Source organism: Dinoroseobacter sp. S124A (genome assembly GCF_049801015.1).
Classification (GTDB): domain Bacteria; phylum Pseudomonadota; class Alphaproteobacteria; order Rhodobacterales; family Rhodobacteraceae; genus Dinoroseobacter.
The window spans coordinates 129,606-146,123 of the sequence record NZ_JBNAGD010000008.1 but is presented as its reverse complement, the minus strand read 5'-3'; the positions used below and the strand labels follow the sequence as shown (position 1 = coordinate 146,123).

The 16,518-nt window shown below is 64.5% G+C and carries 15 protein-coding genes; 5 read left to right on the top strand and 10 right to left on the bottom strand.

From position 1 onward, the window contains the following. Positions 1–80: 80 nt before the first annotated feature. The gene (gene hemB, locus ACP15I_RS18385) at positions 81–1,082 is read right to left on the bottom strand and encodes a porphobilinogen synthase (protein ID WP_424976194.1); all 1,002 of its coding nucleotides are present in this window, start codon (positions 1,080–1,082) and stop codon (positions 81–83) included. A 114-nt stretch (positions 1,083–1,196) separates the two neighbouring features. Here hemB and ACP15I_RS18380 point away from each other — a divergent pair, with 114 nt between their 5' ends. Together ACP15I_RS18380 and mfd are read left to right on the top strand one after the other, a co-directional pair. After that, positions 1,197–1,727, top strand: coding sequence for a component of SufBCD complex (locus tag ACP15I_RS18380; protein WP_424967433.1), 531 nt, complete (start codon positions 1,197–1,199; stop codon positions 1,725–1,727). Between the two features lie 114 nt (positions 1,728–1,841). Beyond that, entirely contained in the window at positions 1,842–5,336 is a 3,495-nt protein-coding gene (gene mfd / locus ACP15I_RS18375) for a transcription-repair coupling factor (protein ID WP_424976192.1), read from the top strand. Positions 5,337–5,417: 81 nt separating this feature from the next. Here mfd and ACP15I_RS18370 read toward each other — a convergent pair whose 3' ends face one another. The 4 genes from ACP15I_RS18370 to ACP15I_RS18355 all read right to left on the bottom strand — a co-directional run bounded on the left by ACP15I_RS18370 (position 5,418) and on the right by ACP15I_RS18355 (position 9,425). After that, a complete protein-coding gene (locus ACP15I_RS18370) occupies positions 5,418–5,843 on the bottom strand; it encodes a hypothetical protein (protein WP_424976191.1) in 426 nt (141 codons plus the stop codon). Between the two features lie 141 nt (positions 5,844–5,984). Beyond that, complete coding sequence (locus ACP15I_RS18365) at positions 5,985–7,193, bottom strand: multidrug effflux MFS transporter (RefSeq protein ID WP_424976190.1); 1,209 nt, start codon at positions 7,191–7,193, stop codon at positions 5,985–5,987. Between the two features lie 77 nt (positions 7,194–7,270). Then, on the bottom strand, positions 7,271–7,918 hold the full coding sequence (locus tag ACP15I_RS18360) for a DsbA family oxidoreductase (protein ID WP_424967429.1): 648 nt from the start codon (positions 7,916–7,918) through the stop codon (positions 7,271–7,273). Further along, the gene (locus ACP15I_RS18355; protein WP_424976189.1) at positions 7,905–9,425 is read right to left on the bottom strand and encodes a class I adenylate-forming enzyme family protein; all 1,521 of its coding nucleotides are present in this window, start codon (positions 9,423–9,425) and stop codon (positions 7,905–7,907) included. The genes ACP15I_RS18360 and ACP15I_RS18355 overlap by 14 nt, the downstream gene beginning before the upstream one ends. A 65-nt stretch (positions 9,426–9,490) precedes the next feature. Between ACP15I_RS18355 and ACP15I_RS18350 the strand changes: the two genes are divergently transcribed. After that, positions 9,491–10,117, top strand: a complete 627-nt coding sequence (locus ACP15I_RS18350) for a helix-turn-helix domain-containing protein (RefSeq protein ID WP_424967427.1) — start codon at positions 9,491–9,493, stop codon at positions 10,115–10,117. A gap of 172 nt (positions 10,118–10,289) precedes the next feature. Here the strand turns inward: ACP15I_RS18350 and ACP15I_RS18345 are convergent, their stop codons facing one another. The 3 genes from ACP15I_RS18345 to otnK are packed head-to-tail and all read right to left on the bottom strand — an operon-like array spanning position 10,290 to position 12,963. Next, entirely contained in the window at positions 10,290–11,057 is a 768-nt protein-coding gene (locus ACP15I_RS18345) for a hydroxypyruvate isomerase family protein (RefSeq protein WP_424976188.1), read from the bottom strand. Beyond that, a complete protein-coding gene (locus ACP15I_RS18340; protein ID WP_424967425.1) occupies positions 11,054–11,704 on the bottom strand; it encodes an aldolase in 651 nt (216 codons plus the stop codon). Before ACP15I_RS18340 ends, ACP15I_RS18345 begins: the two co-directional genes overlap by 4 nt. Then, the gene (otnK, locus tag ACP15I_RS18335; RefSeq protein ID WP_424976187.1) at positions 11,701–12,963 is read right to left on the bottom strand and encodes a 3-oxo-tetronate kinase; all 1,263 of its coding nucleotides are present in this window, start codon (positions 12,961–12,963) and stop codon (positions 11,701–11,703) included. Before otnK ends, ACP15I_RS18340 begins: the two co-directional genes overlap by 4 nt. A gap of 189 nt (positions 12,964–13,152) precedes the next feature. On the opposite strand from otnK, the gene aroQ reads away from it, so the two are divergent. Both aroQ and ACP15I_RS18325 read left to right on the top strand, forming a co-directional pair. Next, positions 13,153–13,596: a type II 3-dehydroquinate dehydratase gene (gene aroQ, locus ACP15I_RS18330; protein WP_424976186.1), complete on the top strand. Its 444-nt coding sequence runs from the start codon at positions 13,153–13,155 to the stop codon at positions 13,594–13,596. Then, on the top strand, positions 13,593–14,339 hold the full coding sequence (locus ACP15I_RS18325; protein ID WP_424967422.1) for a LuxR family transcriptional regulator: 747 nt from the start codon (positions 13,593–13,595) through the stop codon (positions 14,337–14,339). The genes aroQ and ACP15I_RS18325 overlap by 4 nt, the downstream gene beginning before the upstream one ends. Positions 14,340–14,643: 304 nt before the next feature. Here the strand turns inward: ACP15I_RS18325 and tsf are convergent, their stop codons facing one another. Both tsf and rpsB read right to left on the bottom strand, forming a co-directional pair. Continuing rightward, positions 14,644–15,516 (bottom strand): translation elongation factor Ts, encoded by an 873-nt coding sequence (gene tsf, locus ACP15I_RS18320; protein WP_424967421.1) that lies wholly within the window; start codon positions 15,514–15,516, stop codon positions 14,644–14,646. Between the two features lie 90 nt (positions 15,517–15,606). Next, a complete protein-coding gene (gene rpsB / locus ACP15I_RS18315) occupies positions 15,607–16,383 on the bottom strand; it encodes a 30S ribosomal protein S2 (RefSeq protein ID WP_424967420.1) in 777 nt (258 codons plus the stop codon). Positions 16,384–16,518 lie beyond the last annotated feature (135 nt).

Here is a 16,518-nt window from a genome sequence, read left to right as displayed (position 1 = left end):
GTCGTGTTTTAAACGAGGGAGTGCGGTCTGTCACCTCACATCCCTGCATATTGGCCGCTGCGTGCGGAAAACGGGCGGGTTTATGCGATCCCGTTGAGGCGCTCGGCCACGGTCGGTGCGAAATAGGTCAGGATCCCGTCGCATCCGGCGCGCTTGAAAGCCAGAAGCGACTCAAACATCACCTTGTCATGGTCGAGCCAGCCATTGGCCACCGCGGCCTGGATCATCGCGTATTCGCCCGAGACCTGATAGGCATAGGTCGGCACGCCGAACGCGTCCTTCACCCGGCGGCAGATGTCGAGATAGGGCATGCCCGGTTTGACCATGACCATATCCGCGCCCTCGGTCAGGTCGCGTTCGATCATCCGCAGCGCCTCGTCGGAATTGCCCGGATCCATCTGGTAGGTGTTCTTGTCGCCCACCAGCGCCCCGGACGCGCCCACCGCATCGCGGAAGGGTCCATAAAAGCCGGAGCTGTATTTCGCGGCATAGCTCAGGATCGTCACATCCGTATGGCCCGACGCCTCGAGCGCTGCGCGCATTGCGCCGATCCGGCCATCCATCATGTCCGAGGGGCCGAGGATGTCGGCCCCGGCCTCGGCCTGCGCCACGGCCATCTTCACCAGCGCGCCGACGCTTTCGTCATTCACGATCACGCCGTCCCGGACGATGCCGTCATGGCCGTTGATATTGTAGGGGTCGAGCGCAACATCGGTCATCACGGCAATCTCGGGCACCTCGGCCTTGATTGCCCGGATCGCGCGATTGCTGAGGTTTTCGGGGTTCCAGGCCTCTTCGCAGAGCAGGGTCTTCAGGGCCGGATTCGTATAGGGAAAGATGCAGATCGCCGGGATCCCGAGCCGCGCCGCCCGCTCGGCAGCGCGCACGGCCCCCTCGACCGTTACGCGGCTCACCCCGGGCATCGAGGCCACGGGCACCGCCCCGTCGGGTTCGCTGACAAAGATCGGCCAGATCAGGTCATGCACGGTCAGTTCCGCCTGCCGCGTCAGATTGCGCAGGGCAGGGGTGCGGCGCAGCCGACGGGGACGGAAATGGGGAAACGGAGCTTGTGTCGGTCGCATGTTGGGCCTTTTCGTAACTCTGATCTGGGTGCCACGAAATTGCCCGTATCTCAAGGCTGGAACTCCCCTGCGCACCTGCCTATGGTCCGCGCACGCGCCTTCAGGATTGTGCCCTTGGACCTGCATCTCACCATCTCCGAGCTCATCGACGCCCGCTCGTTTTCCAGCATGTGGTACTGGATCGTGCTTGCGGCGTTCTGGTCCATGCTGAGCCATTACATCGTGGGCGTGCCCTTCGATCTGGTGCAGCGCGCCCAGCGGCGCAACGATCCGGAGACCTGGCGCGATCTGACCGCGATCAGCCGCATCCAGGCCCGCCGCTATCTCGCTTTCAGCGGTCGGACCGGGCTTGTGGCCACGGCCCTTGGCGGCTTCTTGATCACCGCGCTCTTTCTGCTGGGGTTCTTCTACTGGATCGAGCTGTGTCAGGCGCTGTTCTTTCTGGTCTTTCCCTTTTGCCTGCTCACCCTGCTGAGCCAGCGCACCGCGCAGGAGATCCTCGACAAGCAGCCCGAGGGCCCCGATCTGGTCGCCGGCCTCAAGCGGCACCGGCTCTGTACTCAGCTGGTGGGGATCGTGTCGATCTTCATCACCGCCTTCTGGGGCATCTGGCAGACCATGAGCGTTGGCGTCCTCGGCAACTGACCGCCCCGAAACCGGCACGGGACAGGACCCCGGACCTCCCCGCCAATATGCCATCACACCGGACGCGGCCGAACCCGCGGTTGACAGCAGCCCCAAAGCACGTACCTCCACGCCATGACCTCCCAAACCTCTCCGACACGATTGCGCGTTACCGGCGTGCCCGAAGGCTTCGACGCGCAGATCGTCGCGCGCGAGGCGCAGGGCGCGGGCGGGCAGGCGGTCTTCGTGGCCCGCGACGACAAGCGCATGTCGGCCATGGCGGCCGCCCTCGCGGTCAGTGCCCCGCATATCCCGGTGCTGCGGTTTCCGGGATGGGATTGCCTGCCCTTCGACCGCTCCTCGCCCAATGCCGAGATCAGCGCCACGCGCATGGCGACGCTGGCCGCGCTGGCCCATGGCATGCCGGGACCCTTTATCCTGCTGACCACGCTGAGCGCGGTGACCCAGCGCGTGCCCGCCCGTGCCGTACTTGCGGAGGCAAGCTTCTCGGCGCAGGTCGGGGGCCAGATCGACGAGCGCGGGTTGCGCGAGTTCCTGACCCGCATGGGGTTTGTCCAGGCGCCCACCGTGACCGAGCCCGGAGATTACGCGATCCGGGGCGGGATCATCGACATCTTCCCGCCGGGTCAGCCGGGCCCCGTGCGGCTCGATCTGTTCGGCGATGTGCTGGACGGCGCGCGCCGGTTCGATCCCGCGACCCAGCGCACCACGGTAAAACTGGACGTGATCGAGCTTGCGCCGGTCTCGGAGATCATCCTCGACGAGGCTGCGATCACCCGGTTCCGGCAATCCTACCGGATCGAGTTCGGGGCAGCGGGCACGGATGACCCGCTCTACGAGGCCGTTTCGGCGGGGCGCAAACATGCGGGGATGGAGCATTGGCTGCCCTTCTTCCACGCCCGGCTTGAGACCCTGCTCGACTACCTGCCCGAGGCCAGCCTGTTGCTCGACGATCAGTTCGAGGCGATGCATCTCAGCCGCTGGGAAGGCATTCAGGACCAGTATGAAACCCGGCGCCACGCGCTGGCGCAGAAGGGGCAGATGGGCACGGTCTACAAACCCTGTCCGCCGGAGCTGCTCTATATCCCACCCGCGGATGAGGCCGTGCAGATCGCCACGACTCGCACGCTGCAGCTGAGCGTGTTGCCCTCGGCCACGGGGCCCGGGGTCACGGATGCGGGCGGACGGATCGGGCGCAATTTCGCGCCTGAGCGTCAGAGCGAGGCGACCGGCCTCTTTGAGGCGCTCGCCGCCCATATCGCCGACAAGCGTCGCGAGAGCCAGGTGGTCATCGCAAGCTGGTCCGAGGGCGCGCGCGAACGTCTGCGCGGGCTGTTGGAGGATCAAGGCGTTGCCGGGCTGGCCGAGATCGGGCGGCTGTCGGATGTGCCCGCCGGGACCGGGGGCGTGCATCTGCTGGTCTGGGCGCTGGATGAGGGGTTCGAAGGCAAAGACGCTGCGGGCACGCGCCTGACGGTGATCTCGGAGCAGGATGTGCTGGGCGACCGGCTCATCCGCACCACCAAGCGCAAGCGCAAGGCCGAGAACTTCCTGCAGGAGGCAACAAGCCTCAGCGCCGGGGATCTGGTGGTCCATGTGGATCACGGGGTGGGCTGTTTCAAAGGGCTTGAGACCGTCACCGCCATGGGCGCGCCCCATGAATGCCTGCTGCTGGAATATGCGGGGGGCGACCGGCTCTATCTGCCGGTGGAAAACATCGAGCTGCTCAGCCGCTTCGGGCAGGAGATCGGCCTGCTGGACAAGCTGGGCGGCGGCGCGTGGCAGGCCAAGAAGGCCAAGCTCAAGGAGCGGATCCGCGAGATGGCGGACAAGCTTATCCGCATTGCCGCCGAGCGTGCCCTGCGCCGTGCGCCCATGCTCGAGCCGCCCCCGGATATGTGGGAGGCGTTTTCGGCTCGCTTCCCCTATACCGAGACCGACGATCAGCTCAGCGCCATCGAGGATGTGGTCAGCGATCTCGCGGCGGGCACGCCCATGGACCGGCTGATCTGTGGTGATGTGGGCTTCGGCAAGACCGAGGTGGCCATGCGCGCCGCCTTCATCGCGGCCCTCTCGGGGGTGCAGGTGGCGGTGATCGCGCCCACCACACTGCTGGCGCGGCAGCACTACAAAAGCTTCGCCGAACGCTTCCGCGGCTTCCCGCTGGAGGTGCGTCCGCTCTCGCGCTTCGTGCCCGCAAAATCCGCGACCGATACGAAAAAGGGGCTCGGTGCGGGGTCCATCGACATCGTGGTCGGGACCCATGCGCTTTTGGCGAAGAATGTCCGGTTCCACAATCTCGGCCTGCTGATCATCGATGAGGAACAACGCTTTGGCGTTGGCCATAAGGAGCGGCTGAAAGAGCTGCGCTCGGATGTGCATGTGTTGACCCTGACGGCGACGCCGATCCCGCGCACACTGCAGCTCAGCCTGTCGGGCGTGCGCGACCTGTCCATCATCGGGACGCCGCCCGTGGACCGGCTCTCGATCCGCACCTACGTCTCGGAATTCGATCCGGTCACCCTGCGCGAGGCGCTCTTGCGCGAGCATCACCGGGGCGGCCAAAGCTTCTTCGTGGTGCCGCGCATCAAGGACATCCCCGAGATCGAGGACTTCCTGCGCGATCACGTCCCGGAGGTGAGCTTTGTCATCGCCCATGGCCAGATGGCGGCGGGTGAGCTCGATGAGCGGATGAACGCCTTCTATGACGGGAAATACGACGTGCTGCTGGCCACGACCATCGTGGAATCCGGCCTCGATATTCCTACGGCGAACACGATGATCATCCACCGGGCCGATATGTTCGGGCTGAGCCAGCTCTACCAGATCCGGGGCCGGGTGGGGCGGGCCAAGACCCGCGCCTATGCCTATCTGACCACGAAACCGCGCCAGAAACTGACGCCCGCCGCGGAAAAGCGGCTGCGCGTTCTCGGCTCGCTCGACAGTCTGGGGGCGGGGTTCACGCTTGCCTCCCAGGATCTCGACATACGCGGGGCAGGGAACCTTCTGGGTGAGGCGCAGTCGGGCCAGTTCCGAGAGGTCGGCTATGAGCTGTACCAGACCATGCTCGAGGAGGCGATCGGCAAGATCAAATCCGGTGAGCTGGAGGGCGTGTCGGACATGGATGGTCAATGGGCACCGCAGATCAATCTCGGCGTGCCGGTCCTGATCCCCGAGGCCTTTGTGCCCGATCTCGATGTGCGGCTGGGGCTCTACCGGCGGCTGTCTCAACTGACCACCAAGGTCGAGCTCGAAGGCTTTGCCGCCGAGCTGATCGACCGGTTCGGGAAATTGCCGCGTGAGGTCAATACCTTGCTTCTGATCGTGCGGATCAAGGCGATGTGCAAGAAGGCCGGGATCGCCAAGCTCGACGGCGGGCCCAAGGGCGCGACGGTGCAGTTCCACAACGACAAGTTCGCCAATCCGGCGGGCCTCGTGACCTTCATTCAGGACCAGCGCGGGTTGGCCAAGGTGCGTGACAACAAGATCGTGGTGCGTCGGGACTGGGCCAAGGAAAGCGACCGGATCAAGGGCGCCTTTGCCATCGCGCGGGATCTGGCGGCGCAGGCCAAGGGCGCGGCGAAACCCGCCGCCAGCGCCAAGGGCTGACCTGCGTTGATGCGCGGGCCATGGCCCGCGTGCCCCCCGATGCGAAGACCGGGCAGGCCTGCAGGGCCGCGATTGGCCGGCTTAGTCGATCAGGTCACCGCCGCCATCGATAGGCAGGGCATCGCCACCGTCATCGCCATCGTCACCGCCCGCAGGGGCGCTGCGCCGGCCGGGGCTTTCGGTGTCCACCAGCCCGCCGCTCACACCGAAATCGAGCAGGTTGAGCGCGGAATCATAGCCGAGATCCAACCCCAGGTAATAATCCTCATCGAGAAAGGCGATCCCGACCGTCGGGCGGAAGACACGGGTCCGGAACATGTAATCGACCCCGAGGCTGCCGACCGTGCTGTCCTGCTCGTCATCCGAGAACAGGCGCAGACCCACGCCCGCATTCGGCTCGCCGCCCGAAAAGGCCATGGTGAAGCCAAACCCAATGGTCGGGTCCGCCTGCGCCGGAACGCTGAGGCCAAGGGCTGCGACAAGGGCCAAAGCCGTCGATTTCATCATGGGATCATCCTGACCGATAGACATATCTGTGGCCTTGAGAGTGTCGAGTTTCCGGCGCGATTTCAAGCGCAGGCGCGGCTGGATCGGGCGGATGCGGCATTGCAGCGACAGTGCACGCCGCATGCGCGGGGGCCGCTCTGCTCAGGCGGGCGCCTCACCGCGCGAGCCGAGGATTTTCATCACCCAGAGCGCGCCGATGCAGAGCACCAGCACCCCGGCAACCCCGGGGATGGGCGTGCCGTTGAACATCAAGCCGATGGGCACCGCCAGCAGGACCGACCCCATGGTCGAGAGCGATCCGACCACCGAGGCCGCCGTGCCCGCGATGTGGCCCATGGGCTCCATCGCGATGGCGTTGAGATTGCCCAGCGTCATGCCTGCCATGAAAAACACGCTCGTCACCCAGAGGAAATAGGCCCAGAGATGCAGCGCCTCGGGCCAGCCGACCCAGCTCACCAGCAGGAATACCGCCGAGATCAGGATCTGTCCCGTCAGCACCGCGCGGACCATCCGGCGCATACCCAGCCGCACCACGAGGCGCGCGTTGATGGCACTGGCGCTGGAGGCCAGAACGGCGATGGCGGCAAACCACAGATGGAAGGTTTCGGCCTGATTGAATGTCACGTCAAAGACCGGCTGTGTCGAGGACAGGGTCGCAAAGAGCGTGGCAAAGGACATGGTCTGCGCGAGGATCGACAGGCGTACGACGCGGTCGCGCAGCACCTCGGCGACATTGCCCGCAACGCTCCGCATGGACAGCGGCCTGCGCGCGGCCACGGGCAGGGTCTCGGCCTGGCGGATCATCATCCAGCCCACCGAGAAGACCGCAAAGCCGATAAAGGCCGCAAAAATCGCTCGCCACCCGGCAAAATGGATGATCAGCGCGCCGAGGCTCGGCGCAATGGCAGGCACCAGGGCGAAGATCAGAAAGACCAGCGACATGATCCGCGCCATATGCCGCCCAACATAGAGATCGCGCACCATGGCGATGGCCACGACCCTTGGCCCCGCCGCCCCGATGCCCTGAACCACCCGGGCAATCAGCGCGAGCTCCAGCGATTGCGCCGCCCAGGCCAATGCCGCCGCCGCACAATAGAGGATTGCACCCGCCACAATCACCGGCTTGCGCCCGAAACTGTCCGAGAGCGGCCCGGCCAGTAATGTGCCGAACCCCATGCCGAAGACAAAGGAGGTGACGATCAATTGCGCGCGGTTCACATCCTCGGGCGTAAGCTCTGCCGCGATCTCGGGCAGGGCTGGCAGCATGGCGTCGATGGAAAAGGCGATCGTCGCAAAGAGCATCGCCATAAGGGCGATGAACTCCGGCTGGGACAGGCGGGGCGGGGGCATTTCAGGCTCCGGTGGATTCCCGGATCGCTAACACGCCTGACCGCGCCGCGCCATATGCTGCGTCGGATTGCGCGGATCTAGTCTTGGGCCGCCTGGATCTGCGCCTTCAGCTCGTCGATGACTTTGGTCCAGAGTTCAGGGGGTTGCGCGCCGTTCAGCACATGCTGGTTGGCCAGAACGAAGGTCGGCACGCCTGAGACGCCGCGCTGCCGGGCATGGGCGTCGCGGGCGCGGATATCCTCGGCATCCGCATCCCCCTCCAGCAGGGTCCGCGTCACGGCCGCATCGAGTCCGATCTCTTCGGCGAGGGCGCAGAGCACGTCCAGATCGCCAATGTCGAGCCCTTCGCGGAAATAGGCCGTGAACAGGCGCGAGACCATGGCGATCTGCCGCCCTTCGAGCCCGGCCCAGTGGATCAGGCGGTGCGCGTCCAGGGTGTTCGGCGTCCGCTTAATCGCGGCGAAATCGATGTCGAGCCCGGCTTGCTTGGCGGTCTCCTCGATCCGGCCATACACCTCGGCGGCACCGTCCGGTCCGCCAAACTTCGCCTCAAGATAGGTGCGCCGCTCCATCCCCCTGCGCGGCATGTCTGGGTTCAGCTGAAACGGATGCCATTCGATGGTGAAGGGGTGGTCCGGCGCTTCGGCCATCGCGCGGTCGAGATAGCTTTTGCCGATGTAGCACCAAGGGCAGATCGGGTCGGACAGGATATCAAGCTTGATCATGTGGGGCCTCGAAACCCGCCCGCAGGGCGCGGCGGTTCAGTTTACCATTGCCCCCCTTGGGCAGCGTTTCCCGGTGAATGTAAAGCCGCGGTTGCTTGTAAACCGCCAGGTGTTGCGCGGCCTCCGCGCGCAGATCGGCCTCGGGCAGCGGGGCAGGGCCTGCGTAAAAGAGCGCGATCACCGTCACATCCGGTTTGATCTCAACCTCGACCGCGGCGGTCTCGGACATGCCTGCCATCCCCTGAAAGGCTCGTTCGACCTCCAGGGGAGAGACCCGGTAGCCGCCCGCGTTCATCATGTCATCGCCGCGCCCGAGATAGCGCAGGGCGCCGTCCGCATCGATTTCGACCATGTCGCCGGTGTCGAACCACTCCCCGGACAGGGGCAGCTTGGGCGTTCCGGCCTCCAGATATCCCAGCATCAGCCCCGGATCGCTGCGATGGATGCCGAGCCGCCCGGGCTGACCCAGGGTGGGCGTGCCGTCTGCGCCAAGGGTGGTGATCCGGCGTCCGGGCTGAGCAAAGCCCGCAGCACCCGCGGGCGCCTGTCGTCCCGGCGCGCCGGACACGAAGGTGGAGCATTCGGACATGCCCAGGGCTTCGTAAATCTCCGTTCCGGTCTTGGCGTGCCACAACTCGCGGCTGGCCTGCGGCAGGGCTTCGCCCGCAGAGAGGCCATGGCGCAGTCTGGGCAGGGCCGGAAAGCTGTCCGCCCGCAGCATCTGGCGATAAACCCCCGGTGCGGCAGCGAAAATCGTCGCGTCGCTCTGGCGCAAGAGAGCGGGCAGGGCGCTGGTGTCTGTCCCTGCTGCCGGGATGAGGGCGGTTGCCCCCATGGCCCAGGGATCCATCAGGCCGACGCCCAGCGTATAGGTCCAGTTGAACGCCCCGGCATGGAGGATGCGGTCCTCGGGGCCCATCCCGTACCAACCCTGCCACATCATCCGCCGCGCCCAGATCGCCCGATGGGCATGGGCCACGGCCCGCGGGCGACCGGAACTGCCCGAGGTGTAAATGATATAGCCGAGCCGGTTGGGATCCCCGAAAACAGGTTGAAAATCGGATCTTTGCGCGCCGTTTCTCAGGTCCTCCGAGAGGAGCGCGGGCATGCCCCGAGGTTTGGTTGTCTCACCGTCCCAGATGCAGAGCGCCGGGTTCAGATCCGCCGCGATCCAGTCGATCTCTTCCTGTGTCAGCGCCGCCGAGGTCGGCACGGGCACCAGATCCGCCGCGAGACAGGCCAGAAAGACGATGGGAAAAGCCACCGTGTTGCCGATGCGCATGAGGATCTTGTCCTGCGGCGCGCACCCGGCCGCGCACAGTGCCTGCGCGGTGTCAGCCACAGCCCCCCGCAACCGGTCATAGCTCCACCGGTCCACACCCGTCGCAGACCAGAGCTCCAGCGCGTGTTTCGCGCCGGGGGCTGCCGCCGGATCGAGCACATAGGCCGCGAGGTTGAACGGCGCAGGGCAGGGTGCGAGCGGGTCGATCTGGGGCGTGGAACTCATGCCATCGGTGCTAGGCTGCGCGCCGGGCGGTTGCAAGTCGCCGCGCAATTCCGGACAATGCGCCCATGACCAAGCCCGATACCGAACCCAGTCTGATCCGTTTGGCCCGCGAAAGCGGCGATAGCACACCGGTGGAGCCGCTCAATCTCGGCGTGCGCGTGCGCGAGTTGCGCAAGGCGCGGAACTGGACGTTGGAACAGGCCGCCGGACAGGCCGGATTGGCGCGCTCGACGCTCTCGAAAATCGAGAACGGGCAGATGTCACCGACCTATGAGGCCCTCAAGAAGCTGGCCGATGGGCTCGAGATTTCCGTGCCGCAGCTTTTCACACCGCCGCGTAAGGCGCAGGTGAATGGCCGCATGTCCGTCACGCGCCGCGAAGATGGTGAGCCGCATCCCACAGCGACCTATGAGCATGAGCTTCTGGCGGTGAGCCTGACAAAGAAGAACATGCTGCCATACCGGGCACGAGTACGGGCGCGCAGCTTCGACGAGTTCGACGGCTGGGTGCGCCATGATGGCGAAGAGTTTCTCTATGTGCTGACCGGCGCGATCCGGCTGATCACCGAATTCTACGAGCCGGTCGACATGCGCCGGGGCGACAGTGCGTATTACGACGCCTCCATGGGTCATAACGTGATCTCGACTAGCGAAGAGGATGCGAGCATCCTCTGGGTCACGTCCATGGCCTGAGGCCGCGTTTTACGGCGCGGAGCGATGGGTCAGGAGGCCTTATCCGGGCATGCAGGAGTCCTGTAATCCGTATTATGTAAATATATGGATGATGAGGCTGGGCGGCGTGAGCGCTTACAGGTGTTTGATTACAATGCCTTGCAGCACCTTTCCGTCACAACTTGTGCTGCGTCTATGGCCGCCCAAGTTCGTCCATCCACCCAAGGCTGTCCTCGGTTGCGCCCTGAGGCTTGTACTCCGCGCCCAGCGGCATGTCCCATCCGAGCTGACCGATTTCAGCGAAGACATGGCCGTAGTTCAGCTCGCCATGGTCCGGCGTGCCGCGATCCGGGACGCTGGCGAATTGGATATGCCCGATGATGTCCTGCAGCGCGCCGAGTTTGTGCGTGATGTCGCCCTCCATGAGTTGCACATGGTAGCAGTCGAACATCAGCTTGAGGTTTGGCAGATCAATCTCGGAAATGATGTCAGACGCTTGGGCCGTGGTTTGCAGAAAATAGCCCGGCGCGTCATAGCGGTTCAGAGGTTCGATCAGAATGGTGATCCCAGCCTCGGACGCGGCGCGGCACGCATATCGCAGGTTTTCGATGAAACACCGACGCGCCTCGGGACCTTCGGCAAACCCGGCCATGACATGGATCGCGCCCGCCTCGATCTGCGTTGCGTATGTCACGGCCTCGTCAATGGCTGCGCGCGCCTCCGTCTCGCGCCCGACGAGCGCCGACAGGCCGTTCTCGCCACCGGCGACATCGCCGCGCCGGGTGTTCAGACCGAGCATCCGAAGCCCGGTCTCTTGCAGCGCGGTCCTGACCAAGGACGGATCCGTGTCATAGGGCCAATGGCACTCCACAGCGTGAAATCCAGCCTCATGTGCGGCGTGAATTGCCTCCGGTAACGTCTTGTTGGTCCAGAGAAACCCTAGATTGGCTGAAAACCTCATGCATCCCATTCCACATCAAAGCGCGTGACGACATCGGTGATCTGTTCCGGCGTCAAGGCGCGCGGGTTGAGGCCGCGGGTCATCATGGCGAGCTGGGCTGTGGCCTCAAGCTCTTCAATGGCATTGCAGGCGGCCTCGATATCTTTGCCGGCGACAACGGGCCCGTGATTGGCGAGCATGACAGCGCTGCGCTTGCCAGCAAGCCCGCGCACTGCATCCCCCATGGCCGGATCCCCCGGCAGGAACAGCGGCAGGAGTTTCACCTTGCCGAGCTTCATGATGCCATAGGGGGTCAGCGGCGGCAGGAAGTTGTCCGGGTCCACATCGGGCATCATGGAGAGCGCGACCGAATGACAGGAATGCAGATGCACCACGGCGCCCGCGGTGCTGCGCGTGTCGTAAAACGCTGTATGCAAAGGCATTTCCTTGGTCGGTTTATCGCCCGAGATCAGCCGCCCCTGCCCGTCGAACCGGCTCAGCCGACCGGGATCGAGCCGCCCGAAGCTTGTGCCCGTGGGCGAGACCAGAAGTCCGCCATCCTCGGTGCGCGCCGAGATGTTTCCCGTGCTGCCGCCAGTCAGGCCGCGGTCGAACATGGATTTCGCCAGCAGGCAAAGCTGCTCGCGCAGGGTGGCCTCGGTGCTCATGCGGCGTTCAGCTGCGCGAGGGCATCGGCAAAGAAACTCTCGGCGCCGAAATTGCCGGATTTCAGGGTGATGGCGATGTCGGATCCGTTGCTTTTGGCAAAGCACCAGGGCACGCCCGGCGCGATTTCATCGCGGATGTCGAGACGGGTGACGCCAAGCGCACTGGCAACCGCGCCGGAGGTTTCGCCGCCGGCAACGACGAAGCGGCGGATGCCAAGATCGCGGGCGGCGACGGAAAGAGCGGCGAGCGCGTCCTCGACCACCGCGCCAGCAGCGGCCACACCGAGCTCGGACTGGGCACGGCGGACCTCCTGAGGTTCGGCGGTGGCATAGATCAGCGGGTTCGCGGATGCGGCTTGTGCCTTGAGCCAGTCGAGGGCCGCGCCATGTCCGGATGTCGCAAGCTGCAGCGGATCGAGTTTGAAACCCGGCGCTTGACCGAGATAGGCGGCCACCTGTGCACGCGTCATTTGCGAGCAGCTGCCCGAGAGGACGAGGGCGCCGTCCGGGACGGACGGCGCGGACCCGCGCTGCGGCGCCCCCTGCCCCTTGGCGTAGAGCGCGGGAAGTGGTTGCGCGACGGCACTGCCGCCGGTCAACAGCGGCATGTCCTGACATGCCTCGGCAATGATCGCGAGATCTGCATCGGCCACGGCATCCACGACCACATGCGCGACGCCTTCGGCGGCACGCTGTGCAAGAGCCGCGCGCAGGGCCTCGGGGCCCTTGGCCACGGTCAGACGATCGATCAGGCCGACTTCGCCCCGCACTTGCGGTGCGAGCAGGCGCATGAGGTTCGAATCCCGCATGGGCGTCAGGGGATGGTCCTTCATCGGGCTTTCATGGAGCGGTTGCTGCCCCACAAACAGGTTCCCCATGAAGATCGAGCGCCCATTCTCGGGAAATGCGGGGCAATAGATCGTCTGGGTCGCGCCGAGATCCCCCATCAGCGCCTCGGCCACGGGGCCGATATTGCCCTCCGGCGTTGAATCGAAGGTAGAGCAATACTTCCAGAAGAACCGCGACGCGCCAGCGCGCTGCAGCCAGCCCAAAGCCGCGCGGCAGCTGGCAATGGCGTCATCCACGGGGGCGGTCCGGCATTTCAGGGCGATCACCTCGAACTCGGCGGCTGTCTCCGCCTCGCTGGCATCGGGCACCCCGATCCGCAGACTGACCGCCGCCCCGCTGCGCGCGAGCAGCCCCGCCAGATCCGTTGCGCCCGTGAAATCATCAGCGATACAGCCCAGAACCGCGCCCATCTTCATCCTCCCCATGGACGCACCCGCGTCTCCCGCGTGCAGAGTGACATTCGTCCGAGCGCTCCACAAGGGGGCGCAGACCACCGTGTTCGGCAGTATCCCTCTGGCTGCGCAGCAAAAAACTTCGACTTGGCGAGGAAGTCTGTTAACAGGTTAAGACTGAATTCGCGCCTGGACCCCGGACGAGCTATGCACATCACGATTCTCAATGGCCCAAACCTCAATCTTTTGGGAACCCGCCAGCCCGAGGTCTATGGGTCGACCACGCTCGCGGATGTCGAGGCGATGTGTGTCGCCAAGGCCGAGGCGCTTGATGTGTCCATCGCCTTTCACCAGAGCAATCACGAAGGCACGCTTGTGGATCAGGTCCACGAGGCCCGCACGCGGAGTGCGGGGTTGATCATCAATGCCGGGGCCTACACCCATACATCCATCGCGCTGATGGATGCAGTGGCCTCCGTGTCGCTGCCCTGTATCGAGGTGCATCTGTCGAACATCCATGCGCGCGAGAGCTTTCGGCATACCTCCTACCTGTCACCGGTGGCGCTTGGCCTGATCTGCGGTTTTGGCGCCAAGGGCTATGAGCTGGCCCTGGACGGGTTGGTTTCGCATCTGCGAAAGGAGGTCACTTGACGCTCGATCACCTGCAAAAATTGGTGTCTGCGACCTCTGTCGACGCTGTGTGGACACAGCACTGCGCGCAGATGGGGGCGTTTGGATTTGACCGATTGCTGTACGGGTATTCGCGGCTGGCCAATTCGGCCGCCTTCGGAGAACGACAGGACGCCCTGATCCTGAGCAACCACGACCCGGATTATCTGGACCGGTATCTCGCCGAGGATCTCTTGCGCGCGGACCCGGTGATCCAGTGGGCCGAAGCCAGTGATGGCGCCCTGAGCTGGCGCGAGATCGCCGGACATGACATCGCCGAGATGAACGGCAGCCCGGCCTCGCCGATCCAGAGCCTCAACCGCGAATTCGGCATCACCGCAGGGTACACGATCAGCTTCCGCAATCTGTCCCATCGCGGGATCGGCGCGATCAGCCTGACCGGTGCGTCGGGCCAGTCCCAGGATGATCTCGACGCGATCTGGGACGCGCATGGCCCAGAGATCATTCTGATGAATCGCGTCATGCACCTGACCGTCACAAAGCTTCCGGCGCGGGACTCGAATCGCCTGACCAAGCGTCAACGAGAAGTGCTGGAGTGGGTTGCGCAGGGCAAGACAATCCCGGAAATCTGTCTGTTAATAGACCGAAAACAGGCAACAGTAGAAAAACACTTGCGCCTCGCGCGCGAAGCGATGAACGCGCAAACCACGGCGCAGGCCGTGCTAAAGGCTTCTGTTCAAAACCAGATCTTCACGCTCAGATAGATCAAACCTATGAATTTGACCAATAGGTAAGGTTTTCCACACTTTCGTCACAGAACCGTTGGTGGCAGTGTCGTGATGTTCCGTGAGTGGTGGCTTTAGGCCATGGAGCACGTCCTAGGAGTGGCGGCAGTTATTTATTCGTCACCTGAAGACACGTCGGCTGGGGGGAGAATATTGATCAACTCCGCTCAGCCGACATCTTTACCCCGGATCTGAAACGTTAGCGGACCCTCGTCAGCGTGCCTGCGCCACGAAAAAGGGGACCGCGATGGGTCCCCTCCTCGATCTTCTGATGATGCCTGGATCAGGCGTTCATCTTGGCCACTTCGGCGGCGAAGTCTTCTTCTTCCTTCTCGATCCCCTCGCCTACTTCGAGGCGCACGAAACCGGTCACTTCCACGCCGGCTTCCTTGGCCGCCGCTTCGACGGTCAGGTCCGGGTTCACGACGAAGGCCTGACCCAGAAGGGTCACCTCGGACAGGAACTTCTTCATGCGGCCGATGATCATCTTTTCGATGACCTGCTCGGGCTTGCCGGATTCGCGGGCCTGCTCGGTCAGAACGTTCTTTTCACGCTCCAGCAGGGCCGGGTCGAGATCCGCCTCGCCAAGGGAGGCCGGGTTGGCCGCAGCCACGTGCATGGCGATCTGCTTGCCGATGCCGTTATCGGCGCCGTTCAGCGCGACCAGCACGCCGATCTTGCCCATGCCTTCGGTGGCCGGGTTGTGGACATAGCTCACGACGCTCTCGCCGGTGACTTTGGCCATGCGGCGCACGGACATGTTCTCACCGATGGTGGCGATCTTCGAGGTCAGGACCTCTTCGACGGTGCCGCCTTCGACGGAGGCCGCTTTCAGCGCCTCGACACTGTCCACGGTCAGAGCGGCCTGAGCAAAGCTCGACACCATGCCCTGGAACTCGGCGTTCTTGGCAACGAAGTCGGTTTCCGCGTTCACTTCGAGCGCGACGGCGGTGCCGCCGTCAACGGCGACGGCCACGAGGCCCTCTGCCGCGGTGCGGCCGGACTTCTTGGCGGCCTTCGCCAGACCCTTGGTGCGCAGCCAGTCGACGGCCGCTTCCATGTCGCCGTCGTTTTCGGTCAGCGCTTTCTTCGCGTCCATCATGCCGGCGCCGGTCTTGTCGCGCAGCTCTTTTACCAATGCAGCGGTGATCGCCATTTTGGTTTCTCCTGAAATTGATCAACGGGTCGGACCGGGATGTGCCCGGTCCGCATGTCAGTGATGTGACAGGGGCGAGGCCCCGTCCGTTCAGCCTTCGGCGGCTGCGGGCTCTTCGGCAATCGCCTCTTCGACGCTGCCCTCTTCGAGCTCGCCGAGATCGACGCCGGCGGCCCCAAGCTGTGCGGACATGCCGTCCAGCGCCGCGCGGGCCACGAGGTCACAATAGAGCGCGATGGCGCGGGCCGCGTCATCGTTGCCCGGGATCACGTAATCCACACCATCGGGGGAGCAGTTCGTGTCCACGACCGCCACAACCGGGATCCCCAGCTTGTTGGCTTCGGCAATCGCTAGATCTTCTTTCTTGACGTCGATGACGAAGATCAGATCCGGCACGCCGCCCATTTCGCGGATCCCGCCCAGGGAGGCCTGCAGCTTGCCCTGGTCACGCTCCATGCCGAGGCGCTCTTTCTTGGTCAGACCTTCGAAGCCCGATTCCATGGCCTCGTCGATCGACTTGAGACGCCCGATGGAGTTGGACACGGTTTTCCAGTTGGTCAGCGTGCCACCCAGCCAGCGGTGGTTCATGTAATACTGCGCGCAGCGCTCGGCGGCTTCGGCGATCGGCTTCTGGGCCTGACGCTTGGTGCCAACGAAGAGTACACGACCGCCCTTGGCGACGGTGTCGCGCACGGCTTGCAGCGCCTGGTCCAGCATGGGGACGGTCTGCGTCAGGTCGAGGATGTGGATCCCGTTGCGGTCGCCGTAGATATACGGGCCCATGCGGGGGTTCCAACGCTGGGTCTGGTGACCAAAGTGCACACCAGCCTCGAGCAGCTGGCGAATTGTGAAATCGGGAAGCGCCATTCCAAAGTTCCTTTCCGGTTTGCGCCTGAGAGGGGCCATAGAGCTGTTGCTCAACCGGCGGACGTCTTGAGGATGTCTCCCTCAAGGGCCCAAGCCCCTCCTGTGAAGTGCGCGTCGTGTACGGCGGTCCGCGCG

Bases quoted from the DNA above. Each gene is read 5' to 3' on its own strand.
- tsf (WP_424967421.1), bottom strand. From the start codon at position 15,516: ATGGCGATCACCGCTGCATTGGTAAAAGAGCTGCGCGACAAGACCGGC.
- ACP15I_RS18345 (WP_424976188.1), bottom strand. From the start codon at position 11,057: ATGAGGTTTTCAGCCAATCTAGGGTTTCTCTGGACCAACAAGACGTTA.
- ACP15I_RS18360 (WP_424967429.1), bottom strand. From the start codon at position 7,918: ATGATCAAGCTTGATATCCTGTCCGACCCGATCTGCCCTTGGTGCTAC.
- aroQ (WP_424976186.1), top strand. From the start codon at position 13,153: ATGCACATCACGATTCTCAATGGCCCAAACCTCAATCTTTTGGGAACC.
- rpsB (WP_424967420.1), bottom strand. From the start codon at position 16,383: ATGGCGCTTCCCGATTTCACAATTCGCCAGCTGCTCGAGGCTGGTGTG.
- ACP15I_RS18340 (WP_424967425.1), bottom strand. From the start codon at position 11,704: ATGAGCACCGAGGCCACCCTGCGCGAGCAGCTTTGCCTGCTGGCGAAA.
- ACP15I_RS18350 (WP_424967427.1), top strand. From the start codon at position 9,491: ATGACCAAGCCCGATACCGAACCCAGTCTGATCCGTTTGGCCCGCGAA.
- hemB (WP_424976194.1), bottom strand. From the start codon at position 1,082: ATGCGACCGACACAAGCTCCGTTTCCCCATTTCCGTCCCCGTCGGCTG.
- ACP15I_RS18355 (WP_424976189.1), bottom strand. From the start codon at position 9,425: ATGAGTTCCACGCCCCAGATCGACCCGCTCGCACCCTGCCCTGCGCCG.
- otnK (WP_424976187.1), bottom strand. From the start codon at position 12,963: ATGGGCGCGGTTCTGGGCTGTATCGCTGATGATTTCACGGGCGCAACG.
- ACP15I_RS18370 (WP_424976191.1), bottom strand. From the start codon at position 5,843: ATGATGAAATCGACGGCTTTGGCCCTTGTCGCAGCCCTTGGCCTCAGC.
- ACP15I_RS18365 (WP_424976190.1), bottom strand. From the start codon at position 7,193: ATGCCCCCGCCCCGCCTGTCCCAGCCGGAGTTCATCGCCCTTATGGCG.
- mfd (WP_424976192.1), top strand. From the start codon at position 1,842: ATGACCTCCCAAACCTCTCCGACACGATTGCGCGTTACCGGCGTGCCC.